23 protein-coding genes are annotated in these 25,295 nt (G+C 73.4%); 13 read left to right on the top strand and 10 right to left on the bottom strand.

Annotated elements, in window-relative coordinates; all coding sequences use genetic code 11:
* Positions 1 to 213 precede the first annotated feature (213 nt).
* Both ACIA8O_RS07040 and ACIA8O_RS07035 read left to right on the top strand, forming a co-directional pair.
* Positions 214 to 2,535 carry a glycosyl hydrolase family 18 protein gene (locus ACIA8O_RS07040; RefSeq protein ID WP_396292530.1) on the top strand — a complete coding sequence of 774 codons (2,322 nt, stop codon included), beginning with the start codon at positions 214 to 216 and terminating at the stop codon, positions 2,533 to 2,535.
* A gap of 248 nt (positions 2,536 to 2,783) precedes the next feature.
* Complete coding sequence (locus ACIA8O_RS07035) at positions 2,784 to 4,040, top strand: serine hydrolase domain-containing protein (RefSeq protein WP_396292529.1); 1,257 nt, start codon at positions 2,784 to 2,786, stop codon at positions 4,038 to 4,040.
* An 82-nt stretch (positions 4,041 to 4,122) separates the two neighbouring features.
* Here the strand turns inward: ACIA8O_RS07035 and ACIA8O_RS07030 are convergent, their stop codons facing one another.
* From ACIA8O_RS07030 to ACIA8O_RS07020, 3 genes are all read right to left on the bottom strand, one after another.
* Positions 4,123 to 5,211 (bottom strand): glycoside hydrolase family 19 protein, encoded by a 1,089-nt coding sequence (locus ACIA8O_RS07030; protein WP_396292528.1) that lies wholly within the window; start codon positions 5,209 to 5,211, stop codon positions 4,123 to 4,125.
* Between the two features lie 239 nt (positions 5,212 to 5,450).
* Entirely contained in the window at positions 5,451 to 6,497 is a 1,047-nt protein-coding gene (locus tag ACIA8O_RS07025) for a TolB family protein (RefSeq protein ID WP_396292527.1), read from the bottom strand.
* The gene (locus tag ACIA8O_RS07020) at positions 6,494 to 7,732 is read right to left on the bottom strand and encodes an MFS transporter (RefSeq protein ID WP_396292526.1); all 1,239 of its coding nucleotides are present in this window, start codon (positions 7,730 to 7,732) and stop codon (positions 6,494 to 6,496) included. Before ACIA8O_RS07020 ends, ACIA8O_RS07025 begins: the two co-directional genes overlap by 4 nt.
* A gap of 277 nt (positions 7,733 to 8,009) precedes the next feature.
* On the opposite strand from ACIA8O_RS07020, the gene ACIA8O_RS07015 reads away from it, so the two are divergent.
* A complete protein-coding gene (locus ACIA8O_RS07015; protein WP_396292525.1) occupies positions 8,010 to 9,455 on the top strand; it encodes a DNRLRE domain-containing protein in 1,446 nt (481 codons plus the stop codon).
* Positions 9,456 to 9,508: 53 nt separating this feature from the next.
* Here ACIA8O_RS07015 and ACIA8O_RS07010 read toward each other — a convergent pair whose 3' ends face one another.
* Positions 9,509 to 9,910, bottom strand: a complete 402-nt coding sequence (locus ACIA8O_RS07010) for an ACT domain-containing protein (protein ID WP_396292524.1) — start codon at positions 9,908 to 9,910, stop codon at positions 9,509 to 9,511.
* A 188-nt stretch (positions 9,911 to 10,098) separates the two neighbouring features.
* Here ACIA8O_RS07010 and ACIA8O_RS07005 point away from each other — a divergent pair, with 188 nt between their 5' ends.
* The gene (locus ACIA8O_RS07005; RefSeq protein WP_396292523.1) at positions 10,099 to 10,857 is read left to right on the top strand and encodes a hypothetical protein; all 759 of its coding nucleotides are present in this window, start codon (positions 10,099 to 10,101) and stop codon (positions 10,855 to 10,857) included.
* An 85-nt stretch (positions 10,858 to 10,942) separates the two neighbouring features.
* Positions 10,943 to 11,443 (top strand): sigma-70 family RNA polymerase sigma factor, encoded by a 501-nt coding sequence (locus ACIA8O_RS07000; RefSeq protein ID WP_396292522.1) that lies wholly within the window; start codon positions 10,943 to 10,945, stop codon positions 11,441 to 11,443.
* A 12-nt stretch (positions 11,444 to 11,455) separates the two neighbouring features.
* Here ACIA8O_RS07000 and ACIA8O_RS06995 read toward each other — a convergent pair whose 3' ends face one another.
* Entirely contained in the window at positions 11,456 to 12,622 is a 1,167-nt protein-coding gene (locus ACIA8O_RS06995; RefSeq protein WP_396292521.1) for an alanine--tRNA ligase-related protein, read from the bottom strand.
* A 329-nt stretch (positions 12,623 to 12,951) separates the two neighbouring features.
* Here ACIA8O_RS06995 and ACIA8O_RS06990 point away from each other — a divergent pair, with 329 nt between their 5' ends.
* Positions 12,952 to 13,554: a PadR family transcriptional regulator gene (locus ACIA8O_RS06990; protein ID WP_396292520.1), complete on the top strand. Its 603-nt coding sequence runs from the start codon at positions 12,952 to 12,954 to the stop codon at positions 13,552 to 13,554.
* A 7-nt stretch (positions 13,555 to 13,561) separates the two neighbouring features.
* Here ACIA8O_RS06990 and ACIA8O_RS06985 read toward each other — a convergent pair whose 3' ends face one another.
* Positions 13,562 to 13,801, bottom strand: coding sequence for a hypothetical protein (locus tag ACIA8O_RS06985; RefSeq protein WP_396292519.1), 240 nt, complete (start codon positions 13,799 to 13,801; stop codon positions 13,562 to 13,564).
* Between the two features lie 352 nt (positions 13,802 to 14,153).
* On the opposite strand from ACIA8O_RS06985, the gene ACIA8O_RS06980 reads away from it, so the two are divergent.
* Positions 14,154 to 14,855, top strand: coding sequence for a bifunctional DNA primase/polymerase (locus ACIA8O_RS06980; protein WP_396292518.1), 702 nt, complete (start codon positions 14,154 to 14,156; stop codon positions 14,853 to 14,855).
* A gap of 88 nt (positions 14,856 to 14,943) precedes the next feature.
* On the opposite strand, the gene map is transcribed toward ACIA8O_RS06980, so the two are convergent.
* Positions 14,944 to 15,801 (bottom strand): type I methionyl aminopeptidase, encoded by an 858-nt coding sequence (map, locus tag ACIA8O_RS06975; protein ID WP_396292517.1) that lies wholly within the window; start codon positions 15,799 to 15,801, stop codon positions 14,944 to 14,946.
* A gap of 94 nt (positions 15,802 to 15,895) precedes the next feature.
* Here map and ACIA8O_RS06970 point away from each other — a divergent pair, with 94 nt between their 5' ends.
* Complete coding sequence (locus tag ACIA8O_RS06970; RefSeq protein WP_396292516.1) at positions 15,896 to 16,123, top strand: hypothetical protein; 228 nt, start codon at positions 15,896 to 15,898, stop codon at positions 16,121 to 16,123.
* Positions 16,124 to 16,183: 60 nt separating this feature from the next.
* Here ACIA8O_RS06970 and ACIA8O_RS06965 read toward each other — a convergent pair whose 3' ends face one another.
* Positions 16,184 to 17,461, bottom strand: a complete 1,278-nt coding sequence (locus tag ACIA8O_RS06965) for an MFS transporter (RefSeq protein ID WP_396292945.1) — start codon at positions 17,459 to 17,461, stop codon at positions 16,184 to 16,186.
* A gap of 112 nt (positions 17,462 to 17,573) precedes the next feature.
* Complete coding sequence (locus ACIA8O_RS06960; protein WP_396292515.1) at positions 17,574 to 18,164, bottom strand: hypothetical protein; 591 nt, start codon at positions 18,162 to 18,164, stop codon at positions 17,574 to 17,576.
* A gap of 47 nt (positions 18,165 to 18,211) precedes the next feature.
* Between ACIA8O_RS06960 and npdG the strand changes: the two genes are divergently transcribed.
* The 4 genes from npdG (at position 18,212) to ACIA8O_RS06940 (ending at position 20,999) form a co-directional block, all read left to right on the top strand.
* Positions 18,212 to 18,910, top strand: coding sequence for an NADPH-dependent F420 reductase (npdG, locus tag ACIA8O_RS06955; RefSeq protein ID WP_396292514.1), 699 nt, complete (start codon positions 18,212 to 18,214; stop codon positions 18,908 to 18,910).
* Between the two features lie 74 nt (positions 18,911 to 18,984).
* On the top strand, positions 18,985 to 19,170 hold the full coding sequence (locus ACIA8O_RS06950; protein ID WP_396292513.1) for a hypothetical protein: 186 nt from the start codon (positions 18,985 to 18,987) through the stop codon (positions 19,168 to 19,170).
* Between the two features lie 66 nt (positions 19,171 to 19,236).
* The gene (locus ACIA8O_RS06945; protein WP_396292512.1) at positions 19,237 to 19,902 is read left to right on the top strand and encodes a ThuA domain-containing protein; all 666 of its coding nucleotides are present in this window, start codon (positions 19,237 to 19,239) and stop codon (positions 19,900 to 19,902) included.
* The gene (locus ACIA8O_RS06940) at positions 19,899 to 20,999 is read left to right on the top strand and encodes a Gfo/Idh/MocA family protein (RefSeq protein ID WP_396292511.1); all 1,101 of its coding nucleotides are present in this window, start codon (positions 19,899 to 19,901) and stop codon (positions 20,997 to 20,999) included. Before ACIA8O_RS06945 ends, ACIA8O_RS06940 begins: the two co-directional genes overlap by 4 nt.
* Here the strand turns inward: ACIA8O_RS06940 and ACIA8O_RS06935 are convergent.
* Entirely contained in the window at positions 20,972 to 21,787 is an 816-nt protein-coding gene (locus ACIA8O_RS06935; protein WP_396292510.1) for a site-2 protease family protein, read from the bottom strand. The genes ACIA8O_RS06940 and ACIA8O_RS06935 overlap by 28 nt on opposite strands.
* A gap of 171 nt (positions 21,788 to 21,958) precedes the next feature.
* On the opposite strand from ACIA8O_RS06935, the gene ACIA8O_RS06930 reads away from it, so the two are divergent.
* Entirely contained in the window at positions 21,959 to 25,288 is a 3,330-nt protein-coding gene (locus ACIA8O_RS06930; RefSeq protein ID WP_396292509.1) for a BTAD domain-containing putative transcriptional regulator, read from the top strand.
* Positions 25,289 to 25,295: the final 7 nt, after the last annotated feature.

The following is a 25,295-nucleotide window of genomic DNA, read 5'->3' as shown; positions in this document are numbered from 1 at the left end:
CGGCCGGGCCCCGCCGTGACGTGGACAGGAAAGTTTCTTTACCTTGCGCCGCCGCCCCGGCCCTGACCAGTGCGATGGGCCGGATGCCGGGTAAAGAAAAGCCCCTGACGGCCGGTCAGCCGACGGCGGTGCTCTTGACCGCCCCAATTGGTCCAGTCCAATCTTTGATCCCCTGCACCGCCGGAAACCCCACTCATCCGGAGGACCCCCACCATGCTCGAACGAGCCCTGCCCGAGCGCCCCGCGCTCCGGGCCGCACCGTCACGCCGTAGAGCAGGCGCCCTGACCCTGGCCGCCGTGCTCTCGGCGGGCAGCGTCGCGATGGTCGCCTCTCTCGGCACGGCATCCGCCGCCCCGGTCAACCTGCTCTCCAACGGCGACTTCGAGGCCGGCCTGACCGGCTGGAGCTGCGCCGCCGGCAGCGGCTCGGTGGTGAGCAACCCGGTGCACGGCGGCACCGGCGCACTGAGCGCCGCCGCCACCGCCGCAGACACCGCGGAGTGCCGGCAGACCGTGGCCGTACAGCCCAACACCACCTACACGCTGGCCGGTTGGGTCCAGGGCAGCTACGTCTACCTGGGTGCCACCGGCACCGGGGTGAACGCCCAGTCCTGGCTGCCCTCGGCGACCGGCTGGAGCCAGCTCTCCACCAGCTTCAAGACCGGCGCGAGCACCACCTCGGTGACGGTCTACACCCACGGCTGGTACGGCCAGGGCACCTACCGGGCCGACGACCTGACCCTGACCGGCCCGTCCGGGCCGACCCAGAGCACCAGCCCGTCCGCCAGTACCTCCACCAGCCCGAGCCCGTCGGTCAGTTCGAGCCCGAGCTCCAGCGGCAGCCCGAGCGGTAGTCCGAGCAGCAGCCCCAGCACGAGCCCCAGTACGAGTCCCAGCCCGAGCGGCAGCCCGAACGGCCCCGGGGGCGACGGCAAGGTGACCGTCCCGGCCGGCTTCAAGGTGGAGCGGACCACCCACAACGCGGTGGTGCTCTCCTGGCAGGCCTCCACCGACTCGACCGACAACGTCCCGGCCTACAAGGTGTGGCGCCAGGGCCAGTTGGTGGCCACCTCGATGGGCACCAAGGTCACGGTCAGCTCGCTGCTGCCCGGCACCACCTACACCTTCACCGTCCAGGGCTACGACAAGGCCGGCCACGCCTCGGCCCAGTCCGCGCCGGTCACCGTGACCACCGCCGCCGCTCCGGCCGCCGCCAAGTACCGCTCCGCCTACTTCGACCAGTGGGGCGTCTACGAGAACGCGTACTTCGCGAAGAACGTGGACACCAGCGGCTCGGCGGCCAAGCTGGACGTCATCACCTACGCGTTCGCCAACATCCACCCCACCTCGCACACCTGCTTCCAGGCCGTGAAGGCCTCGGACTCGGCCAACGAGTCCAACCCCAACGCGGGTGACGGCGCCGGCGACGCGTACGCCGACTACCAGATGGACTACACCTCGGGGACCAGCGTGGACGGCTCCACCGACGTCTACGAGCAGCCGGTCAAGGGCAACTTCAACCAGCTGCGCCAGCTGAAGGCCAAGTACCCGAACCTCCGCCTGACCATCTCGATCGGCGGCTGGACCTACTCCAAGTACTTCTCCGACGCGGCCTCCACCGATGCCAAGCGGAAGGCCTTCGTCTCCTCCTGCATGGCGATGTTCATGACCGGCGACCTGCCGACCAACGTCGCGGGCGACCCGTCCGGCGGCAAGGCCTCGATCGCCGGGCTGTTCGACGGCATCGACCTCGACTGGGAGTACCCGGGCTCGGCCGGCGGCCACGTGGGCAACCACACCTCCACCGCCGACAAGCAGAACTTCACCCTGCTGCTCAAAGAGTTCCGCGAGCAACTGGACGCCTACGGCGCCCAGCAGGGCAAGAAGTACCTGCTCACCGCCGCGCTCCCGGCCGGCCAGGACAAGATCCAGTACCTGGAGACCGACAAGATCGGCGCCTACCTGGACTACGCCGACGTCATGACCTACGACATGCACGGCAGTTGGGACGCCAAGGGGCCGACCAACCACCAGGACCCGCTGCACGACAGCCCGGCCGACCCGTCCACGCCCGTCACCCCGGGGGCGAGGAAGTACAACGTGGACACCGCGCTGACCGCCTACACCACCGGCCTGCCGGAGTACGGCGTGGCGGGCGGCTTCCCGGCCAGCAAGATCGTGCTGGGCATCCCGTTCTACTGGCGGGGCTGGACCGGTGTCCCGGCGGGCACCACCTACGGCCTCTACCAGAGCGCGACCGGCCCGACCCCGGCCAAGCCGCTCAGCCAGGAGGCCGGCCTGGCCGCCTGGAAGGAGCTCAACGCGACCGCCGCCACCACCCACTGGGACCCGGTCACCGAGAGCTCCTGGGTGTACGACGGCACTAACTTCTGGACCGGTGACACCCCGCAGGCCGTCCAGGCCCGCGGCGCCTACGCCAAGTCCAAGGGCCTGGCCGGAATGTTCGCCTTCTCGCTGGAGAACGACGACTCCTCGGCCACCCTGCTCAACGCCATGGCGAGCAGCCTGAACTGACGCACCGTCGGCTCCGGCGCCACGGGCCCGCACCCCCTCGGGGTGCGGGCCCCGTCGTTCGGCGGGGGTGTTTCCGGCCGGGACCCCGAGAGGGATCAGGGGTCGGGTACCCCGCCGGGCGGAGGGAGGGTTCGCCCTGCGGGAGGACCGGTACCGGACCTGAGGGGGAGGTGCGTACCCGGACCGCGCTGCGAGGGTGGGGGTGCCGGAAGGGACTCCGGCGGGTACCGATCCGAGGGGACTGGGTAATGGCCAAGGGACTGCGCGGGGCGGGTCTGCGGGCGGCGGCGGTGGCACTGGCCGCCGCGACGGTGGTCGGTGTGGTGGCACCGGTGGCGGGGGCCGCCGGGGCCTCCGAGGGGGCACGAGGGGCGGCGGTCACGGCGGAGGCAGTACCGGGGGCCCGGGTCGACCGGGAGGCGCTCGACGCGGCGCTGCGCGCGGTGGTGGCGGAGGGCGGCTCGACCGCGGCCCTGGGCCGCGTGGTGGAGAACGGCCGGACGGTCTGGCAGGGCGCGGCCGGCCGGGCGGACCTGGACCGGGGCACCCCGGCCCGGGCCGACGGCCGGTTCCGGATCGGCAGCGTGACCAAGACCTTCGTGGCCACCGTGCTGCTCCAGCTGGAGGCCGAGCGCCGGGTGGACCTGGACGCGCCGGTCGAGCGCTACCTGCCGGGCACGGTGCCGAACGGGCGGGACATCACGGTCCGTCAGCTGCTCAACCACACCAGCGGCATCTTCAACTACACCGAGGACAAGGCCTTCTTCGACTTCGAGACCCCGGAGTCCACCCAGCGCTGGCTGGACCGGGGCCGCTGGGTCGACCACCGCCCGGCCGACCTGGTGAAGCTGGCCGTCGCCCACGACCCGTACTTCGCCCCGGGCGCCGACTGGCACTACTCCAACACCAACTACATCCTGGCCGGGATGATCGTCGAGAAGGTGACCGGCCGGAGCTGGAACACCGAGGTGGAGCGCCGGATCATCCGCCCGCTCGGCCTGGCCGACACCTCGATGCCGTCCACCTCCACCGTGGTGCCCGGCGTCCACGCCAAGGGCTACATGCAGCTGGCGGACGGCGGCCGGGCCGACGTGACCCGGCTCAACCCGAGCATGGCGGGCGCGGCCGGGGCGGGCATCTCCACCACCGCCGACCTGGCGCGGTTCAACGCGGCGCTGCTGGGCGGGAAGCTGCTGCCCGCGGCCCAGCTGGCCGAGATGACCACGGTGGCCCCGCAGTCGCTCAAGTACGTCCCGTACGGGCTGGGCCTGATGCGCGAGGACACCGCGTGCGGCCCGCTCTGGGGTCACGGCGGCGGCATCCCCGGCTACGGCACCCAGATCGCCGGCGAGCTGGGTGGCAAGCGCCAGATCTCCTTCTCCTACAACCCGTTCGACGAGAGCCGGGCCGGCGAGGCGAGCCGGACGCTGACCGAGCTGCAGTCGCTGATGGCCTGCGGCGCCAAGACCGGAGCCACCGCCAGGTCGCTGCCCAAGCTGGGCTGACCAGGCGGTGGCCCGGGGGGTCTGACGGTGGTTCAGGGGGTCGGTGCGGTCACGGGGGGCCGCACCGCCTCCCGCCGGTCCGTCAGCAGCTCAGGTTGGCGCCGGGGACGGTGCCGAGGATCTGCACGAAGTTCTGGTAGGCGTTGATCCGGCTCTGCACCTGGGCGGGGTTGCCGCCGTTGCACTCCAGCGAGCCGTTGATGGAGCGGATGGTCTCGCCGAAGCCGGCGCCGTTGACCATCGCGTTGTGCGGGGTCATGGTGCCGGGGCCGTTCTGGGTCATCCAGTACCAGATGCCGGTCTTCCAGGCGACGGCCGGGTCGGTCTGCACCAGGTTGGGGTTGTTCAGCAGGTTGATGCCGAGCGCGTCACCGGCGGCCTTGTAGTTGAAGTTCCAGCTCAGCTGGATCGGGCCGCGGCCGTAGTAGGCGGCCTGGCCGGCCGGGCAGCCGTAGGGCTGGGTGGTGTCGCAGTAGTGCGGGTAGTTGGCGGTGTTCTGCTCGACCACGTAGACCAGGCCGCCGGTCTCGTGGTTGACGTTGGCCAGGAAGGCGGCGGCCTCCTGCTTGCGCACGGTGTCGCTGCCGGTGCCCGCGAACGCCGGGTAGGCGCTCAGGGCGTTGACCAGGCCGGCGTAGGTGTAGAAGGAGTTCCGGCTCGGGAACATCTGGTTGAACTGGGCCTCGCTGACCGGGAATCCGCCCGGGTTGGTGGTGCCGGTCGGCGTCGGGGTGGGGCTGGAGCCGCCGTTGCAGGCGTACGGGTCCCAGTACCAGGTGGAGATCACCGGGTCGTAGCCCGGGTTGTCGTGCTCGGCGATGTAGTACTTGCCGTCGGTGTACCGGACGATCGCGCCGGTGGTGTAGGTCTGGCCGGCCACCCAGGCCGGGTAGGAGCAGCTGCCGGTGGGGGTCGGCGTGGGGGTCGGGGTCTGGCCGCCACCGCCGCCGCAGACGCCCTGGTCGGCCCAGACGCCGGAGCCGCCGGTGGACGGGGTCTCGCCCTGGGTCCACCACTTGGCGCCCCAGTTGTGGCCGTTGTACGAGACGGTGGTGCCGCCGGTGTAGACGGCGGAGGAGCTGTACGGGGTGGCACAGGTGGCGGCGGAGGCCGCCCCCGGCAGGAACACGGCGAGGCCGACCGCGGTCACGAGCGCGGCGAGCAGGGCCATGAGTCGTTTTGTCGACACTTCGTCTCCCCTGGGTGCGGTGGGGGAACCGCACGGGTCGAGGACAGGATCGTCCGGTGTGGGGGACCCGCGGATGTGGGGGCGCGGGCCGGTACGGAACCGTACGGTGGACTGAACCGCATTGGTCTACACCTGTCAAGGGGGTCCGCTCGGTTCGGACACGCCCTGACGGGCTCCGTTGACGGATCGTCAGGACACGTACCGACCAAGGGCGGAAGGCGTCAGCGGAGCACCGAGGGGGACTCCGCGCCGACCACCAGCAGGGCGCCCTGCCCCGAGCCGTCGGCCGGGACGGACCAGACCTCGGGATTGCCCGCGCCGTCGCGCACCGTGTAGGCCAGGGTGCGGTCGTCCAGCCAGGCCGCCTGGTCGTCCACGCTGCGCAGCTCGGCGGTGGGGGTCACCCTCAGGGTGGCCAGGTCGAGCACCGAGAGCCGCCAGCCCTTGGCCGGGTCGGCGTCCACCGCCTCCTTGAAGGCCAGCCGGGTGCCGTCGGGGGAGAGCGAGGGGCACTCCACGTTCTCCTTGACGGTCCGCACCGTGCGGGCGGCCAGGTCGCCCTCGACCAGGTGGCGCTTGCCGGCCGTGGAGAGGGTGGCGTAGAAGCGGTTGTCGTCGGCGGTGAAGGTGACGCCCCAGTAGTTGACGTCCGGCGACCGGTACGGCTTCCCGTCCCGGGTGACGGCGAACTCCTCCAGCGAGCTGACCAGTTGGCCGCTCCGGGTGTCGTAGATGCCGGTCCGGGTGGAGAAGCCGCCGCCGCTGTAGGAGTCGCCCCCGACGAAGGTGGTCCAGTTGACCATCCGTCCGCTGGCCGAGACCCGGGCCCGGCTGGGCAGGCCGGGGACCGGGATCGACCTGGTCTCCTTCAGCTCCCGGTCGAGCACCACCATCCGGTAGGACCACTGGGTGTCCGGATGGGCGCAGATCCCGGTGCCGGCCGCCGCGTAGGACCGGACGCACTCCAACTCGCCCACCTGGCGCGGCCCGTCGGGCTCGGCGGCGGCCACCGTGTTCAGGTGGCGGTCGCCGATCACCAGCAGTTGCCCGCCGTCGGTGGTCAGCCGGAGCGGGACGGCGTCCACCGGGCGGTCGGCGGTGGTGCCGCGGTCGCCGGCCGTCAGTCCGTAGCCGACCGCGACGGCGGCCAGCACGGCGGCCAGCACCACCAGCACGCCGACCCTGGTGCGGGTGGTCATCCCGGAGGGGGTGGCCGGGGCGGGGGCGTCGGCGGGGGCGGTGGTCCGTCGGGTGAACTCGGTGGTCACAGGGCTTCCTTGGTGGCGCCGGGCAGGCGGAACAGCAGGACGGCGGAGGCGACGATCGCCAGGGCGACCGCCCCGGCGGCGCAGCGGGTGGCGACGGCCGGGCCCCACTGCTGCCAGGCCAGGCCGAAGAGCAGTGAGGAGACCAGGTAGGCCAGTGCCTGGCCGGTCTGGATCAGCGCGATGCCGGTGGTGCGCAGCCGCTCCGGCAGCACCGGGCCGGCCAGCGCCATCAGCACCCCGTCCGAGGCGGCGTAGAACAGGCCGTACAGGGCGAGCACCGTGATCAGCAGCGGGGTGCCGCCGAGCGGACCGAAGAGCAGCAGGTAGACGGCGGCCAGGGCCAGATAGGCCGTCAGCAGCACCGGCAGCCGGCCGACCCGGTCGGCCAGCGCGCCCAGCGGGGCGGCCAGCAGCAGGTAGGCCAGGTTGGTGCCGACCGCGAGCAGCGGGAACCAGCCGATCGCCAGGTCCTCGCGCCGCTGGAGCAGCAGGTAGACGAAGCCGTCCCCGACGGTGGCGGTGCCGAGCAGCACGGCGGCCAGCGTCAGCCGCCGCACCGGGCCTTGCCTCAGCAGTCCGCGGACGTCCAACTTTACCCGGACGGGCGGGAGTTCCTCGCGCTGGTCGCGGACGAAGAGCACCAGCACGACCACCCCGAGCACCGCGATGCAGCAGCTGGCCACGAAGACCGCGTCGAAGGACTGCCCGGCGGCGGCCAGCACCGCCATCGCCACCAGCGGGCCGAGGAAGGCGCCGAAGCTGTCCATCGCCCGGTGCACGCCGAAGGCCCGGCCGAGCGCCTCGGGCGGGGTGGAGAGGGTGATCAGGGCGTCCCGGGGCGCGGTGCGCAGGCCCTTGCCGGCCCGGTCCACCGCCACCACCAGGCCGATGCCGGTGGCCGAGCGGCCGACCAGCAGCAGGCCGAGCTTGGCCACCGCGGAGAGCGCGTAGCCGGTGCCGGCCACGGCCTTGCGGTGCCGGAAGCGGTCCGCCGTCCAGCCGCCGGCCAGCCGCAGCAGCGCGGTCGCGCCGGTGTTCAGGCCGTCGATCAGGCCGTAGGCCAGCGGGCTGAGCTGGAGCCCGAGCACCAGGTACATCGGCAGCACCGCGGTGACCATCTCGGCCGACACGTCGGTGATCAGGCTGACGCTGCCGAGCGCCAGCACGTTGGCGCCGACCCTGACGGTGGTCCGGCTCCCGTCTGAGCGGGGACGCCCGATCGTGGACAGGTACACGGAGCTCCTCCGGGCGGGCGCGGATGCCTGGGCATGGACGGCTCATATCGTGGGGTCCGGCGGCCCGGCCGGACAACAGGGCCTCGGTAGCGGATCGGCATGCGATGGGTGAACAGCCGGTGTACGGGTACGAGTTGACCGCGTACATCCCCTGATCCTCATGTCCTGCACGCGAGTTGTTCATCTGCGCGTGCCGGGCACGCCCGGCAGCCCCCCCAGGATTTCCCCCGCTCGTGGCACGGGTCACGGGCCTCTCCCCCAGGAAAGGGACTCTCCGATGGGCAAGCGCCAATCCTGGCGAGCCGCGACCGCCGCCTCCGCGGCACTGGTCACCACCGCGCTCGCCGCGACGCTCCTCACCGCGACCGCTCCCACCGCGGCAGCGGCGACCAGCACCTTCACCCCGGTCGCCGACACCTACGTCCAGGACACCACCCCCAGCACCAACTACGGCACCGCCACGCAGTTCGTGGCGGACAACTCGCCGGTGCGGCAGGCGTTCCTGAAGTTCACCGTGAGCGGGGTGACGGCCCCGGTCACCGGCGCCAAGCTCCGGGTCCGCTCGATCAGCGGCAACAGCGGCGCCAGCAAGGGCGGTGTCTTCAGGTCGGTCTCCAACACGGCCTGGAGCGAGACCGGCACAACCTGGAACAACAGGCCCGCCCTGGACGGCGCGACCCTCGCCACCCTGGGCGCGATCACCAAGGACACCTGGTACGAGGTCGACGTCACCTCGGTGGTGAAGGGCAACGGCACCTTCAGCTTCGGTGTCAGCTCGACCAGTTCGGACGGCGCGTACTACGACACCCGCGAGAGCGGCGCCGACGCCCCGCAGCTGGTGCTCACCACCTCGGGCCCGACGCCGACGCCGACCCCCACGTCGACGGCCTCGCCGACCCCGACCCCGAGCCCGTCCCCCTCGCCCACCCAGCCCTCCGGTGACCCGGTGCTGGTCGGCGCGGGCGACATCGCGGACTCCGGCTCGGGCGACACCGCGACCGCCGCGCTGCTGGACCAGATCCCCGGCACCGTCTTCACCGCCGGCGACAACGTCTACACCAACGGCACCACCTCGGAGTTCAACTCCTACTACGAGCCGACCTGGGGCCGCCACAAGGCGCGCACCCGTCCGGCCCCGGGCAACCACGACTACAACACCTCGGGCGCCAGCGGCTACTACACCTACTTCGGCGCCAACGCCGGTGACCCGAGCAAGGGTTACTACTCCTACGACCTCGGCAACTGGCACGTGGTCGCGCTGAACTCCAACATCTCGATGTCGGCCGGCTCGGCCCAGGAGACCTGGCTGCGCGGCGACCTGGCCGCCAGCACCAAGCCCTGCACCATCGCCTACTGGCACCACCCGCTGTACACGTCCAGCTCCAGCCACGCGCCGTCCACCTCGACCCGCCCGCTGTACCAGGCGCTGTACGACTACAACGCCGAGGTGGTGGTCACCGGCCACAACCACACCTACGAGCGGTTCGCCCCGCAGGACGCGAACGGCAACCGGGACGACGCGCGCGGCGTGCGCAGCTTCGTCGCGGGCATGGGCGGTGCGAGCTTCTACGGCTTCGGCACCATCCAGAACAACAGCGAGGCCCGCAACGCCGACACCTGGGGCGTCCTGAAGTTCACCCTGCACGCCAACAGCTACGACTTCGAGTTCGTCCCGCAGGCGGGCAAGACCTACAACGACAAGGGCACCGGCACCTGCCACTGACCCCTGGTCAACCCCGGGGCGCGGGAGGCCGGTTCCCGCGCCCCGGTTCCTCCTCAGACCTGCTCGGCCGCCAGCTCCTCCAGCAGCCGCACCGCGCGCTCCGCGTCCTCGGCGCCGACGAACAGGTGGTCGTGGTGGAAGCCGGCCACCACGTTGCAGCTGATGCCGTGCTCGGCGAGACGGGTGGAGACCGCCGCCGTCAGGCCGACCGCCTCCAGGGCCGAGTGGATCCGCAGCGTGATCCAGGCCGCCACGTACTCGTAGCGCAGCCCGAGCGAATCCGCCTCCTCCTGCGCCACCACCACGGTCGGCCCCTCCACCTCGGCCACCGTGACCACCGGTCGCAGCCCCGCCGGGACCTTGGCCGGCAGCGTGCAGTAGACGTACCTCCCCGGGTGGAGCTCGGGGCTCATGCCGCTCAGCAACGTGCGCAGATCACTCTCACCGGCCGTCATGCCGCCACGCTAGCCGCTGCCCCGGCGGAGCGGTGCGCCGCCGTGCCGGGCCGGAGGAACCGGGTGCGAGAATTCCGCGTCCTGGTGTCACCGGAGGGGACGGCCGACCCGTCCTGAGGGACAGAACCGCGTCAGTGCGGATCCGCATGGCCGGCGTGCGCAACGACGACAGAGAGCCAGCAACAGACATGAAGGACTTCCGTAGGGACCTGGACGAGGAGCTCTCCTCGCTCGAGGCGCCACCCGTCGGCGACCTGGTCGGCCAGGCGCTCCGGCAGGGGCGCCGGGTGCGACGCCGCCGGACCCTGGGCGCCGTGGCCGGTTCGGCGCTCGCGGTGGCCGGGGTGGCGCTCCTGCTCGGCGGCCCGCTGCGGCCGCACGTCGGCGGCGCCGCGGCCACCGAGGTGGTCGCGGCCGCCACGCCGAGCCCCGCGCCGGTGGTGCGGCAGCCCACCACCGGCGCGGCACTGCTGTCCGCCGTGGCCGCACTGGCCCCGGAGGGCATGCGGACCGGTGGCTACGCGGCCCAGACCGACGGGGTGGACGGTGCGGAGGGCACCGGGGCCCAGGTCTACCTCACCGGCCCGTCCGGGACGGGGATGATCCGGGTCTTCATCGGCACCACGGAACCAGTGGTCTCCTGCTTCCGGACGGAGACCTGCCGCCGGGACGACCGCGGCCAGCAGGTCACCGTGGACCACATGGAGAGCAACTGCGTCCAGGACGTCGTGGTGACGTCGCGTCACCACGACGGCACCGTGGTCCAGGTGAGCATGGGCACCTGCCTGGCCTGGACCCCGGGCCAGGGCAATCCGACCGGCGTCCTGGCGCTCACCGAGCAGCAGGCCGTCGCCCTGGCCGGTGACCCCGCCCTCTCGGTCTGGATGACCGCGGACGAAGGCCTGAAGGCCGCGGCCGCCCACCCCGACCTGCCCCGGATCTCCTGATCCGGTCCGACCGGCCGCGGCCCCCTGCGGGGCCGCGGCACCACCGCCACCGAGACCTGCACCGCACCACCCTGGGGGCCGAGAAGTGCGCAACGAAGCCGAGTTCGTCAGTTTCGCGGAGGGCAGCACGCTGCGCCTGCGCCAGCTGGCCTACCTGATGTGCCGCGACTGGCACCTCGCCCAGGACCTCACCCAGACCACCCTCACCAAGATGTACCTGGCCTGGCCCCGCCTCACCCGCCGGGACAGCGACCCGTTCCACTACGCCCGCAAGGTGCTGCTCAACGCCCTGCTCGACCACAAACGCCTGCGCAGCTCCACCGAACTGACGGTGGACCGCTTCCCCGACCGCCCCACCACCCCCGACACCACCGCCGTCCGCCTCGCCCTGCTCGACGCCCTCGCCCTCCTCACCCCCCGCGACCGCGCCATCGTCCTGCTGCGCCACTGGGAGGACCACAGCGTCGAGACCACCGCCGAGATCCTCGGCATCAGCCGCTCCATCGTGAAGTCCCAGACCACCCGCGCCCTCGCCGCCCTCCGCACCCACCTCGGCGAGGAGCGCCTCGCCCTCTTCGCCGCCTGAACCGAGGCGCCGTCAGCACGGCCGGATCCCGAGGACCAGCTCGCGGGGCAGGCCGTGGGTGTCGTGGAGGTAGTGGAAGTCCTCCTCGGTCAGCGGCCCCCGGAACCGGGGGCGGTCCAGCACCCGCCGGCCGCGCTCCAGGAGCCGGAGGAAGCCCCGCTCCTCGTCGAGCAGCACCCGCCGCACCTCGCCCGGGTCCCCGTCCGGCCGGAAGCGGTCCAGGGTGTGCCGGACCAGCTCCTCGGGCAGGTCGCCGAGACCGCGCCCCGGGCCGTCCTGCCGCAGCAGGGTGAGCACCCGGCGCAGCAGGCGGCGCAGCACGTAGCCCCGGCCGGTGTTGGACGGGCGCACGCCGTCGCCGATCACCACCAGGGCCGACCGCAGGTGGTCGCAGACCACCCGCAGCGAGGTCCCGTCCAGCTCCCACCGGGACGGCACGGTCTCCCGCCACGGGTCGAAGACGTCGCAGTCGAACACCGACCGCCGGCCCTGGAGCAGGGTGGCCAGCCGCTCCAGGCCCAGCCCGGTGTCGACGTTGCGCTGCGGGAGCGGCACCAGGGAGCCGTCGTCGAGCCGCCGGTGACGCATCATCACGTGGTTCCAGACCTCCACCCAGCGGTCGTCGCCGGTCGGGGTCGACTCCGGCGGGGTGTCGCTGGTCCACAGGAAGATCTCCGAGTCGGGGCCGCACGGGCCGGTCGGTCCGTTGGACCACCAGTTGTCCTCGACCGTGAGCTCCACCGGCACCCCGCGCTCCTGCCACAGCTCCAGCGAGGCGGTGTCCGGGCCGGTCCGCTCGTCCCCGCCGAAGACCGTGACGTGCAGCCGTCCCGGGTCGACGCCGAACCCCTCGGTGAGCAGGTCGTAGCCCCAGCCGAGGCTCCGCGGGCCCTCGTAGTCGCCGAGCGACCAGGTGCCGAGCATCTCGAAGAGCGTCAGGTGGGTGTCGTCGCCGACCTCGTCGAGGTCGGTGGTCCGCAGGCAGCGCTGGACGTTGACCAGCCGCCGCCCGAGCGGGTGCGGGCGGCCCTCCAGGTACGGGGTGAGCGGGTGCATGCCGGAGGTGGTGAACAGCACCGGGTCACCGGGCGGCGGCAGCAGGGTCGAGCCGGTGATGCGGCGGTGGCCGCGCTCCTCGTAGTACTCGACGAACGTGCGGACGATCCGGTCGGTCCTCATGGTGGGTCTCCTTCGCGCGAGGGCGGGGGAGGCGCCGGACGACGGATCCGCGGGACCGGGTGGCTGGGCGGGAACGCCGACGACCACCGGTGGACCGTGTCCGGTCGCCGGTGGACGGGTGGAGCGGGTACGTCAGGCGGCGGCAACCGGCGAGCTGGTCGCTCGCGCGGTCGCGCTGGTGGTTCGGCCGATGACGTTCATGCCACCGAGGGTAGGACGGCCCGGGCCCGGGGCGCACCCGGTTTTTCGTTGACGAGCGATAGGTAGCGATATATCGTCGAGCTATCGAGATGGCTCGATGACAACGTCAACGAAAGTGAGTGGTCACCATGCGAGGGAACGGGTACGACAGGGGAGAAGGCCGCCGCCGGGAGCGGCGGGAAGGCTTCGGCGGCTTCGGTGGAGGGCGGCCCGGCGGGCCGTTCGGCGGGCCGTTCGGGCACGGCGGGGGCGGCCGGGGCGGGTTCCCCGGGCACGGGCGGCGCGGGGGGAGGGCCCGGCGGGGGGACGTGCGGGCCTCGCTGCTGGCGCTGCTGCTGGAGCGGCCGATGCACGGCTACGAGATGATCACCGAGATCGGCGAGCGCTCGGGCGGGGCCTGGCGGCCGAGCCCGGGGTCGGTCTACCCGACGCTCCAGCTGCTGGAGGAGGAGGGCCTGATCGCGGGCAGCGAGGCCTCCGGCAAGCGGCTCTTCGAGCTGACCGGGCCGGGCCGTGCCGAGGCCGAGGCCGGTGCGCCCAGCCCGTGGGAGCAGGCCGGCCGCGGGCCGGACTGGGAGGCGGTGCAGGAGGTCGGGCAGGCGCTCGGCGCGGTGGACCAGGCGATCCGCCAGGTGATGGCCACCGGGACGGAGGAGCAGCGGGCCAAGGGCCTGGCGGTGCTCACCGAGGCCCGCCGGAAGCTCTACCTGATCCTGGCCGAGGAGGCGTGACGGTCCGTCAGTCCCCGGGGGAGGGCGCGGGGGCCTCGGGGTCCTGGTACTCGTAGCGCCAGCGCCAGCGGCCCTTGGGGTCGTACTCCTTGGCCCGCCGGTAGACCAGCGTGACGGCGGGGGTGTCCCCGTGCGCGGGGACCGGGACGGAGTAGACCCTGGGCACGTTGTTGAACGGCGTCAGCCCGACGGGGATGGTCCGGCCGTCCAGGGGGCCGCCGACGAAAGGGGTGTCCGCGCTCTTCACGCTGCTCAGCCTACGGGTGTGGCGGACCGGTGGAGGTGTGCGGCAGCCGGTGTGAGCGGCCGTGTGACCAGCGCAGCACCGCCCACGGTCAATCCGGCCCCCCCGACACCCTTATCCTGCTCTGTACGCCCCTGGGAGTTCCCTGGTACTCGGGCCCCGTCGGGGCCCGGTTCGAACCGTGCCCCGGGCGACTCGGCCGTCCGGCGACACCGGCTCCGGCCCACGGCGAAGCTGCCGGACCGACCGCACCCCGGGGAAGCAACGGGGTGGGCTCCGGCGTTGCGTCGGATGTTTGCGTCGGTCGCTGTGTCACACCAGGCACGGCAGCTACAGCAGGTGCGGAAGGGGCCAGATGGAAACCAGCAGCAGGTGGACGGCCTGGTGGCAGCGGCGTGACCGCGAGCGGACCGGGCCGGATGCGGGGGGCGATCCGGCCGGGAGGCTGGACCTGTTGCTCAAGGCGGTGCGCGCGGGCTTCCCGCTGGCGCCGGCCGCGCATCCCGCGGGGCACCGGTGTTCCTGCGACCGGGTCGGCTGTCCGGCTCCGGCCCAGCACCCGGTCTCCTTCGCCTGGCAGACCCAGGCCACCGTCGATCCGGAGCAGCTGGCCCGCTGGCTCTCCCGCGACCCGCAGGCCAACTTCGTCACCGCCACCGGCCGTGCCCACGACGTGCTGGACGTCCCGGCCGAGGCCGGCCGGCTGGCCCTGGAGCGCCTGGAGGCGCTCGGCGTGCACGGCCCGGTGGCCGCCGTCGGCGAGGACAGGTACCTGTTCTTCACCGCCACCCGGGGCACCCCGGTGGACGAGGACGAGTGGTGGCCGAGCGTGCTGGACAGCACTCCTGACACCATGTCGGACCACCCCGGCCTGCGCTGGCACTGCCGCGGCTCCTACACCCTGTTGCCCCCGGCCTCGCTGCCGGACGGCTCCCAGGTGCGCTGGCTGCGCGGCCCCGAGCTGCCGCTGCCGGACGCGCTGCGGGTGCTGGACGTGCTCACCGACGCCTGCACCGAGGTCGGCGCGGTGGCCCAGGAGCAGTGGCTGATCGGCTGACGGTGCGTCAGCCCCGGACACCGCGACGGCGGGCCGGCCCCCGGGCCGGTCCGCCGTCGCGCGTCAGCGCGGGAACGTCAGCGGGGGCTCAGAAGCCCTCGCCCGGGAGGGTGAGGATCTCGGCGCCGTCGGCGGTGACCACCAGGGTGTGCTCGAACTGGGCGGTGCGCTTGCGGTCCTTGGTGACCACCGTCCAGCCGTCCTCCCAGATCTCGTAGTCGTAGGTGCCCAGGGTGAGCATCGGCTCGATGGTGAAGGTCATCCCGGGCTTGATCACCTCGGTGGCCCGCTCGCTGTCGTAGTGCGGGATGATCAGGCCGGAGTGGAACGAGGTGTTGATGCCGTGGCCGGTGAAGTCGCGGACCACGCCATAGTCGAAGCGCTTGGCGTAGGACTCGATCACCCGGCCGATCACGTTGATCTGACGGCCCGGCTTGACCGCCTTGATCGCCCGGTCGAGCGACTCCCGGGTGCGCTCGACCAGCAGGCGGGACTCCTCGTCCACGTCGCCGACCAGGTAGGTGGCGTTCAGGTCGCCGTGCACCCCGTGGATGAAGGCGGTGGCGTCGATGTTGACGATGTCGCCGTCCTGGAGCACGGTCGAGTCCGGGATGCCGTGGCAGATCACCTCGTTGACCGAGGTGCAGACCGACTTCGGGAAGCCCCGGTAGCCCAGGTCGGACGGGTAGGCGTCGTGGTCGCACATGTACTCGTGCGCCACCACGTCCAGCTGGTCGGTGGTCACCCCGGGGGCGATCAGCTTGGCCGCCTCGGCCATCGCCTCCGCCGCGATCCGCCCGGCGATCCGCATCTTCTCGATCGTCTCGGCGGTCTGCACCTCGGGGCCGGTGTACGGGGTCGGCTTCGGCTTGCCGACGTACTCCGGGCGCGGGATGTGCGCCGGGACCTTGCGGGTGGGGGACTGGATGCCGGGTACGAGAGCCATGGCCGGAGTCTATCGGCCGGAGATCGTCCCGCTCGGTTGTGCGTGCGAAGCTGGTCCGCGGGAAATGATCACCGTACGAGAGCAGGAGGCTGACATGCCGTTCGGACGGAGCAAGCCCACCGGGAAGCCCGGTGAGTGGTTCTACTGCATCAAGCACGGCAAGGTCGAGGAGGGCCCGGAGTGCCCGGCCAAGGACCGGCTCGGCCCGTACGCCACCCCCGAGGAGGCGGTGCACGCGCTGGAGACGGCGGCCGAGCGGAACCGGGAGTGGAAGAACGACCCGGCGTGGAACGACACCCCCGAGGGGGAGCAGGAGAAGTGACGCGTCGTCAGGGGTTGTCTCCTTGACGGCGCCCGCCCGGCCCCGTCAAGGAGACAACCCCTATGCCGCCAGCGCGTCGCGCTCGGCGGCCTGCGCCGCGTGCTGGGCCCGGACGGCGGCCACGTGCTCGTCGGTGCGGTCGTCGTAGCGCAGCAGGCGCGGCACCGCGGCGGTCAGCGCGACCACCCCGACCACGCAGGCCAGCCCGCCGGCCCAGACCGAGCCGCGGACGCCGATCGCGGTGGCCATCCCGCCGGCCCGGGCCTGGCCCAGCTGGGGGCCGACCGAGTAGCTGAGCAGCTCCACCCCGGCGAGCCGGCCGCGGAACTCGTCCGGGATCGACTGGTTCCAGATCGAGGACCGGGCCACGCCGCTGATCTGGTCGGCGCCGCCGGCCAGGGCCAGGCAGAGCAGTACCAGCCAGACGTTGCCGACCAGGCCGGCCAGGGCGATGGAGACGCCCCAGCCGAGTGCGGCGAAGACCAGCATCCGGCCGTGCCGGTGCACGTGCGAGGTCCACCCGCCGGTGGCCGAGACCACCAGCGCGCCGGCGGCGGTGGCGCCGTACATCAGGCCGAGCGCCCAGTCGGCCTTGAGGTCGGAGGCCCAGAAGGCGTAGATCGCCACCGGGAAGGCGAACAGCATCGCCACGATGTCGATCACGTAGGTGGAGAGCAGGTCCTTGCGGCCCCAGGCGTACCTGATGCCGTTGGCGATGGCGCTCAGCGAGGGCTTCTCGGCGCCGGTGGACGGCGGCACCGCCCGGATCTTGTAGAGCAGCACCAGCGAGACCGCGAAGGTCAGCACGTCCAGCGCGTACGCGGTCTCCACCCCCGCCACCGCGACGATCACGCCGGCCAGCGCCGGGCCGGCCACCGAGGCGGCGTTGCGGTAGAGCGAGAGCAGGGTGAAGGCGGCGGTCAGCTGGTCGTGCGGGACGATCCGCGGGGTCATCGAGTCCAGGGCCGGGCGCTGCAGCCCGTCCGCCGCCGCGACCAGGGCGGCCACCACGTAGACCAGCCAGAGCACCGGGTCCGGCAGCAGCGCGTTCAGCAGCAGCATGCCGGAGAGCAGCAGCAGGCCGACCTCGGAGCCGAGCACCAGCTTGCGCCGGTCCAGCGCGTCGGCGAGGGCGCCGCCCCAGAGGCCGAAGACGATCAGCGGGACCAGCTCGACCGCGCCGATCAGGCCGACCGCGATCGGGGAGTTGGTCAGGTGCTTGATCTGGAGCGGCAGTGCGACGTAGGTCAGGAAGCTGCCGAAGGACGAGACGCACCCGGCGCTCCAGAGCAGCCGGAAGTCCCGGGAGGAGCGCCACGGGGTGAGGTCGGGGCGCATCCGCTGCCAGATGGACGGGGGAGCGTCGGGGGGTTCGGAAGTCACGTTGAGCCATGCTGCGACGGTGCGTTCCCGAACGGCAAGCGAATTTCGGCCGGTCCGGGCGGCCGGTCTACCAGCGGGAGAGCGGGGAGCCCGCCAGCCGCTCGGCGAGCCGGGCCAGCCGTCCGCGCCGGGAGGGCGCCCCGGCGGCGGAACTGACGAGGTGTTGGACGAGTTCGAACGGACCCTCCTCCGGCTGCGGTCCGGCGGCCGGGACGGTCAGCCGCTCGTGCGCCAGGCCCGCGAGCTCCGCGTCCCCGCCGTCCAGCGCCAGCACGGTGGCCCCGCCCCGCCGGGCGTCCTGCACCCGCTCCAGCAGTGGCGCCCCGGCGGCCTCCGGTGCCACCAGCAGCACGGTGGCCCCGCGCCGGGCCTCCGTCAGCCGCCGCAGCCCGTGCGCCAGATGGGCCGGGGCCTGCGGCTCCACCCGGTGCCGCAGCAGGGTCGGGGCCAGGCCAGGCAGACCGGTCAGCGAGGCCTCCTCCTCCAGGTGGGCGGCCAGGTGCCAGGGCTCGTACCCGGCGGTGCCGACCAGCAGCAGGCCGGAGGCGGTGCGCCGCCCGGTGGCGCGGCGCAGCGTCCCGGCGAACTCCCCGGCCTCCTCCACCCAGCCCGTCCCGGCCAGGGCGGCCCGGAGTGCCGAAACTCTCATCGCGTCCATGGACCGTCAGCATGGAGAGGGCGCAGCGGGTTTGGCAGGATTCCGGCATGACTTCCCACGATTCAGTGAACCCGCCCGTCGGCGCCCCGGCCCTGCCCGACGTCTCCGGCCTGGTGGTCGGCGTCCTCGGCGGCACCGGCGACCAGGGCCGCGGCCTCGCCTACCGGCTGGCCCGGGCCGGCCAGCAGGTGGTGATCGGCTCCCGCACCGCGGAGCGGGCCGAGGCAGCGGCCGCCGAGATCGGCTACGGCGTGCGCGGCGCGGACAACGCGACCTGTGCCCGGGAGAGCGACATCGTGATCGTCGCGGTGCCGTGGGACGGCCACGCCGCCACCCTCACCGAGCTCCGGGAGGAGCTGGCCGGGAAGATCGTGGTGGACTGCGTCAACCCGCTCGGCTTCGACAAGCAGGGCGCGTACGCCCTGGCGGTGGAGGAGGGCAGCGCCGCCCAGCAGGCCGCCGCGCTGCTCCCGGACTCCCGGGTCACCGCCGCCTTCCACCACCTCTCCGCCGTCCTGCTCCAGGACCGCGAGATCGAGCGGATCGACACCGACGTCCTGGTGCTCGGCGAGGACCGCGAGGCCACCGACCTGGTGCAGGCCCTCGCCTCCCTGATCCCCGGCATGCGCGGCATCTTCGCCGGCCGCCTGCGCAACGCCCACCAGGTCGAGGGATTGGTCGCCAACCTCATCTCGGTGAACCGCCGCTACAAGGCCCACGCCGGCCTGCGCGTCACCGACGTGTGACCCGTGGCCGGGAACGCTCGGGGCGTCGGCGAGAATGGACGGCGTCCCGAGTCCCGGCCGAGGAGTACCGAGCCATGCCCCGTAATGCGCTGTATGCGTCGATCGTGTTCGTGCTGGCGGTGTGCGCCGCCGTGGTGTCGTTCGTGCAGGGCACCTGGCTGGGCGTGGTCTGGGTGCTGATGGCCGGGGTCTCCAGCAACATCGCCTGGTACTACCTGCGCCGGGCGCGGGTGGAGCGGGCCGCCGCCGAACAGGGCTGAGCGGACCCCTGTGCGAATCTGCTGTGCCATGTAACATTTCACTGTTGCGACGGCCGGGGAGGGCGGATGGCACGGGCGGGTCGGACGGCGCTGGTGGTACGGGGAGGCTGGGCCGGGCACGCGCCGGTCGCGGCCTCGGACCGGTACGCGGAGCGGCTGGAGCGGGACGGGTACCGGGTGACGGTCTCGGACACCCTGGACAGCTACCTGGACGCGGAGCTGCTGGCCGGCACCGACCTGGTGGTGCAGTGCTGGACGATGGGCGCGATCACCGAGGCGCAGGCCGCCGGGCTGACGGCCGCCGTGCGTGCGGGGACCGGGCTGGCCGGGTGGCACGGCGGGATCGTGGACGCCTTCCGGGAGAGCACCGAGTACCAGCTGATGACGGGCGGTCAGTTCGTCCACCACCCGCGGGAGCACGTCCGCTACCTGGTCACGCCGGTCGGGCAGCACCCGGCCACGGCGGGGGTCGCGCCCTTCGAGCTGACCAGTGAGCAGTACTACCTGCACCTGGACCCGGCGGTGGTCCCGCTCGCGGTCACCGAGTTCGCCGCCGACCCGGACCACCCCGAGCTGACCGGCGTCACCGTCCCGGTCGCCTGGGCCCGGAGCTGGGGCGCGGGGCGGGTCTTCGTCACCGTGCTCGGGCACACGCCGGCCGACCTGGCGCACCCGCAGGCCGACCTGATGCTGCGTCAGGGCATGTACTGGGCCACCCGGGGCGCCGCGTGAGCGCCCCGCTGCGGGTCGGGGTGGTCGGGGCCGGGAAGATCAGCGGGGTCTACCTGGACACCCTGACCCGGCAGCCGGAGACCACCGTCACCGCCGTCGCCGACCTGGACCCGGCACGGGCCGGGGCGGCCGCCGCGCGGGCGGGCGCGCGGGCCACCACCGTGGCGGAGCTCTGCGCCGCCGAGGACGTCGACCTGGTGCTCAACCTCACCGTGCCCGCCGCGCACGCCGAGGTCGCCCTGCTGGCGATCGCCGGCGGCAAGCACGTCTACGGCGAGAAACCGCTGGCCGCGACCACCGCCGAGGCCCGGGCGGTGCTGGCCGCCGCCGGGGCGGCCGGGGTCCGGGTGGGCTGCGCGCCGGACACCGTGCTCGGCACCGGCACCCAGACCGCCCGGGCGCTGCTGGACGCGGGGGAGATCGGCACCCCGTTCGCCGCGACCGCCTTCATGACCACCCCGGGGCACGAACTCTGGCACCCGGACCCGGAGTTCTACTACCGCCCGGGCGGCGGCCCGCTGTACGACATGGGCCCGTACCACCTGAGCGCCCTGGTCACCCTGCTCGGCCCGGTCCGCCGGGTCACCGGCCTGGCCGCCACCCCGCGGCCGGAGCGGACGGTGGCCACCGGGCCGCGGGCCGGGGAGGGCTTCCGCAGCGAGGTGCCCACCCACGTCACCGGGCTGCTGGAGCACCACGGCGGGGCGGTCTCCACCCTGCTGATGAGCTTCGAGGTCTGGGCCGCCCGCCTGCCGCACATCGAGGTGTACGGCACGGCCGGCTCGCTCTCCGTCCCGGACCCGAACGACTTCGACGGCCCGGTCGCCCTGCACCGCGCCGGCGCCCGCGACTGGGAGCCGGTGGCCCCGCTGGCTGGCCTGCCGGGCGCGGCCCGCGGCCACGGCGTCGCCGACCTGGCCCGGGCCCTGGCGGCCGGCACCCCGCACCGGGCCTCGGCCGGCCTCGCCCTGCACGTGCTGGACGTGATGGAGTGCCTGACCGCGGCGGCCGCCACCGGTTCACCGGTGGGGACCACCACGACCTGCGAACGCCCGGCGGCGGTGCGGGGTCAGGACTTCCAGAAGCGGAACAGGTAGTCGCCCAGCGCCGCGTAGTTGGGGTCGACGCCGAACAGGCCCATCACGCCGTCCACCACGCCGAAGAACCAGGAGTTCACCTCGGGCTGCCAGAGCAGCAGGAAGACCGCCAGCATGCCGTACGGCGCGATCTGCGAGAGGCTGCGCCGGGTCTTGTACGAGAGCCAGGGCTCGATGATGCCGTAGCCGTCCAGGCCCGGCACCGGCAGCAGGTTCAGCAGCGCCGCGCTGACCTGGAGCATCCCCAGGAAGCCCAGCGCGCCCGCCAGCGGCGAGACGCTCAGCTCACGGCCCATCACCTCGGCGTGCACCGTCGGGTCGTCCAGCAGGCCCGCGCCCAGCGGGATCAGCAGGGCGGCCGCGAAGAGCACGTTCACCAGCGGGCCGGCCGCGGAGATCAGGCTGTGCTTGAGCCGGCCGTTGATCCGGTGCCGCTCGATGTAGACCGCGCCGCCGGGCAGGCCGATGCCGCCGAGGATCACGAAGACCACCGGCAGCACGAAGCTCAGCAGGACGTTGGCGTACTTCAGCGGGTTGAGGGTGAGGTAGCCCTTGGAGCCGATGGAGATGTCGCCGCCGTGCAGCGCGGTGCGGGCGTGCGCGTACTCGTGCAGGCAGAGCGAGACCATCCAGCCCGCCACCACGAACAGGAAGACCCCGAACCGGGCGCTGCCGTAGCCGGTGGCCACCGCCCAGCCGGAGGTGCCCAGGGTGGCCAGCAGGACCCAGAACACCGGGCTGATCCGGCGCTCCTCGCGGCGTGAACGCTGGGCTTCGGCGAAGGTCATGGCGGGCGGGCTCCGATGCGGGACGGGTACGGAAGGGGCGGGTGTGACGGTCGATCATGCCGGGCGGGTCCGGACCCCCACAAGGCGTGACAGGTGAACGGACCGTCATGGACAACGGTTCCGAAGGATATTCGTACCTGGGCGCGCCCCCGCGTCCCCGAGAATGGTCGGGTGCACTACGGCATCCTCGGAACCACCACCGCCCGCCGCGACGACGGCACCACCGTGCCGCTCGGCGGGGCCCGGCTGCGCGCGCTGCTCACCGCCCTGGTGCTGCGCCAGGGCCGGCCCGTCCCGGCCGACCTGCTGGTGGACGAGGTCTGGGGAGCCGACCCGCCGCAGGACTCGGCCGCCGCGCTGCAGACCCTGGTCGGCCGGCTGCGCCGCACCGTCGGGCGGGACGAGATCGGCTCCGGCCCCGCCGGGTACTGGACCACCGCGGCCCGGGCCAACGACCTGGCCGACTTCCAGCGGCTGACCGCCGAGGGCCGGGCGGCGGTGGCGGCGGGGGACCTCCCGCGCGCGGCCGAGCGGCTCTCCGCCGGGCTGGCGCTCTGGCGCGGCCCGGCACTGGCCGACCTGCCGGACCGCGGCGGCACGGCGACCCGGCTGGAGGCGGAGCGGGACGAGGCCCGCCGGGACCGGATCGCCGCCGAGCTGGAGCTCGGCCGGGCGGCCGAGCTGACCGCCGAGCTGGCCGAGCTCTGCGGGGCCCGCCCGCTGGACGAGCCGCTGGCCGTGCTGCTGATCCGCGCGCTGCGGGCCACCGGCCGCACCGCCGAGGCGCTCCAGCACTACGAGCTGGTCCGCCGCGAGCTGGCCGAGCAGCTGGGCGCCGACCCGGGCGAGGCACTGCGCGCGCTGCACCGCGAACTGCTGGACGGCCGGCCCGCCCCGGCCCCGGTGGCGGCCCCGGCCGCGCCGGTGCCGCCGCGCCGGACCCAGGGGAACCTGCGCCGCCGACTGACCAGCTTCGTCGGCCGCGACGACGACCTGACCGCGCTGAAGGGCGCCCTGACGACGGGTCGGCTGACCACCCTGACCGGCCCCGGCGGCTCCGGCAAGACCCGGCTCTCGCTGGAGGCCGCGCTGGCCGAGCAGGCCGGCGGCAGCTGGCCGGACGGCGTCTGGCTGGTCGAGCTGGCCCCGCTGGAGGACCCGGCCGCGGTGCCCGGCGCGGTGCTCTCCGCGCTCGGCCTGCGCGAGACCGTGCTGCACTCCGGCGGCGCGGTCGGCGAGGCCGCCCGCACCTACGACCCGGTCCGCCGGATCGTCGAGCACTGCGCCCAGCACCGGATGCTTCTGGTGCTGGACAACTGCGAGCACCTGGTGCAGGCCGCCGCCGAGCTCACCGACCAACTGCTGGCCGAGTGCCCGGAGCTGACCGTGCTGGCCACCAGCCGGGAGCCGCTCGGGGTGCCCGGCGAGGTGCTGCTGCCGGTCGAGCCGCTGCCCGGCCAGGTGGCCATGCGGCTGCTGGCCGAGCGCGGCGCGGCCGCCCGCCCCGGCTTCGACCCGGCCGAGGACCCGGCCGCCTGCGCCGAGATCTGCCGCCGCCTGGACGGCCTGCCGCTGGCCATCGAGCTGGCCGCGGCCCGCCTGCGCGGTCTGACCCCGCGTCAGCTGGCCGACCGCCTGGACAGCCGCTTCGCCCTGCTCACGGCCGGCTCCCGGACCCTGCTGCCGCGTCAGCAGACCCTGCGCGCGGTGGTGGACTGGAGCTGGGACCTGCTGGGCAAGCGGGAGCGCGCGGTGCTGCGCCGCCTCTCGGTGTTCGCCGGCGGTTGCACGCTGGAGGCGGCCGAGGAGGTCTGCTCCGACGACACCGAGGTGCCCCGGGAGGAGGTCGCCGACCTGCTGCTCTCGCTGGTCGACAAGTCCCTGCTGGTGGCCGGGCTGGGCGAGCGGCCGCGGTACCGGATGCTGGAGACCATCCTGGAGTACGCCGGCGAGCGCCTCGCCGAGGCCGGCGAGCCGGAGGTGGCGGTGCGTCACGTCCGGTACCACCGCGAGCTGGTGCGCCGCGCCGACCAGGACATCCACGGCCCCGGGCAGCTGGCGGTCCTCCAGCTGCTGGAGCGCGAGCAGGACAACGTCCGGGCCGCGATCCGCCGGGCGGTGGACCGCGGCGAGGAGCAGGAGGCGCTGGTCCTGGTGCTCGGCATGGGCTGGTTCTGGCAGCTGCGGGACTACCGGACCGAGGCCACCGCCTGGTACGAGGAGGTCCGCCGGCTCGGCCCCGACCCGTTCGCCGACGGTGCCCCGGCGGCGGTGCCGCTGACCGCGGGACCGCTGGAGCACCCGCTGCCGATGGCACCGGAGATGGTGGAGGAGGCCCGCCGCCAGGTGCACCTCTACCACCTGGTCGCCTCCTTCGCGGGCGGCCTGGAGCAGGAGGACCAGGCCGTCCAGGTCGCCCGGGCCCAGCGGATCATGGAGGCCTACGGCCCCGAGCTGCCGCAGTCCTACCGCTTCCCCTCGCTGATGCGGGTGTTCGCCTCCTTCCTGACCGGCCGGATGGACAACATGAAGGACCTGCTGGACGAGGCGGTGGCGGGTGCCCGGGTGCACGGCACGGAGACCGACCTGGCCTTCCTGCTGCAGATCCGCGCCCGCACCCTGAACGACTGGGTGGGCGGACTGCCAGAGGCGGTGCGGGACGCCAACGAGGCGCTGGAGATCTTCACCCGGCTCGGCGACCGGTGGGGCCGCTCGGAGGCGCTGGCCGCCCAGGCCGAGGCGATGGGCAACGACGGGGACGCGGCCGGGGCGGCCCGGACGTACCGTCAGTCGATCGAGCTGGCGGAGGAGTTGGGCGCGTTCCACGAGGTGCCGATGCTCAAGGTGCGGCTCGGCGAGGCGCTGCTGCAGACCGACCCCGACGAGGGCGAGCGGATGGTGCGCTCGGCGCTGGCCGAGGTGGAGTCCTCGGGCACCCGGTCCGCCGACGGGGCGCAGCTGTTCGGGCGTCTGGTGCTCTGCGGCCTGCTCAGCCGGCGCGGGGAGTACGCCGAGGCGCTGGCCGAGCTGGACTACCTGACGGAGCACCAGCAGCTGCTCGGCCCGCTGGTGCCCGGGGTCTTCACCGGCCTGGTGCTCTGCATCCGCAGCTGGGTGGTGGCCCGGGCGGGCGATCCGGAGGAGGCGCTGGCCGTGCTCCAGCGGGGCCGGCACCGGATGCGGGACGTCCCCGGCATGGCCGGGGTGTTCGCCGACCACATGACGGTGCTGCTGATCCCGTCCTTCGTCGGCACCCTGCTGGCGGTCGGCGAGCACCGGGGCGACCGCTCGCTGGTCCGCTTCTCCGCCGTGCTGCTGGGCTCGCACGACGCCCTGCACGGCCCGCGCGGCACCTTCATCGAACGGGAGGAACGCGAGAAGGCCCACGCCTCGGCGCGGGCCCTGCTCGGTGAGGAGGAGTACGGAGCCGCCGTCGCCGAAGGCGCGGCGCTCGGCCTCCCGAGCACCAGCGAACTGCTCGACCTGGTGCGGGACTTCTAGCGGGGGC

This window comes from Kitasatospora sp. NPDC051853 (assembly GCF_044452665.1).
Taxonomy (GTDB): Bacteria; Actinomycetota; Actinomycetes; order Streptomycetales; family Streptomycetaceae; genus Kitasatospora.
This window is presented reverse-complemented; position numbering and strand designations above follow the sequence as displayed.

Bases quoted from the DNA above. Each gene is read 5' to 3' on its own strand.
- ACIA8O_RS06980 (WP_396292518.1), top strand. From the start codon at position 14,154: ATGGAAACCAGCAGCAGGTGGACGGCCTGGTGGCAGCGGCGTGACCGC.
- ACIA8O_RS06990 (WP_396292520.1), top strand. From the start codon at position 12,952: ATGCGAGGGAACGGGTACGACAGGGGAGAAGGCCGCCGCCGGGAGCGG.
- ACIA8O_RS07040 (WP_396292530.1), top strand. From the start codon at position 214: ATGCTCGAACGAGCCCTGCCCGAGCGCCCCGCGCTCCGGGCCGCACCG.
- ACIA8O_RS07030 (WP_396292528.1), bottom strand. From the start codon at position 5,211: ATGGCCCTGCTCGCCGCGCTCGTGACCGCGGTCGGCCTCGCCGTGTTC.
- ACIA8O_RS06995 (WP_396292521.1), bottom strand. From the start codon at position 12,622: ATGAGGACCGACCGGATCGTCCGCACGTTCGTCGAGTACTACGAGGAG.
- ACIA8O_RS07010 (WP_396292524.1), bottom strand. From the start codon at position 9,910: ATGACGGCCGGTGAGAGTGATCTGCGCACGTTGCTGAGCGGCATGAGC.
- npdG (WP_396292514.1), top strand. From the start codon at position 18,212: ATGACTTCCCACGATTCAGTGAACCCGCCCGTCGGCGCCCCGGCCCTG.
- ACIA8O_RS07015 (WP_396292525.1), top strand. From the start codon at position 8,010: ATGGGCAAGCGCCAATCCTGGCGAGCCGCGACCGCCGCCTCCGCGGCA.
- ACIA8O_RS06935 (WP_396292510.1), bottom strand. From the start codon at position 21,787: ATGACCTTCGCCGAAGCCCAGCGTTCACGCCGCGAGGAGCGCCGGATC.
- ACIA8O_RS06950 (WP_396292513.1), top strand. From the start codon at position 18,985: ATGCCCCGTAATGCGCTGTATGCGTCGATCGTGTTCGTGCTGGCGGTG.
- map (WP_396292517.1), bottom strand. From the start codon at position 15,801: ATGGCTCTCGTACCCGGCATCCAGTCCCCCACCCGCAAGGTCCCGGCG.
- ACIA8O_RS06965 (WP_396292945.1), bottom strand. From the start codon at position 17,461: ATGCGCCCCGACCTCACCCCGTGGCGCTCCTCCCGGGACTTCCGGCTG.
- ACIA8O_RS06960 (WP_396292515.1), bottom strand. From the start codon at position 18,164: ATGGACGCGATGAGAGTTTCGGCACTCCGGGCCGCCCTGGCCGGGACG.
- ACIA8O_RS07005 (WP_396292523.1), top strand. From the start codon at position 10,099: ATGAAGGACTTCCGTAGGGACCTGGACGAGGAGCTCTCCTCGCTCGAG.
- ACIA8O_RS07035 (WP_396292529.1), top strand. From the start codon at position 2,784: ATGGCCAAGGGACTGCGCGGGGCGGGTCTGCGGGCGGCGGCGGTGGCA.
- ACIA8O_RS06945 (WP_396292512.1), top strand. From the start codon at position 19,237: ATGGCACGGGCGGGTCGGACGGCGCTGGTGGTACGGGGAGGCTGGGCC.
- ACIA8O_RS06970 (WP_396292516.1), top strand. From the start codon at position 15,896: ATGCCGTTCGGACGGAGCAAGCCCACCGGGAAGCCCGGTGAGTGGTTC.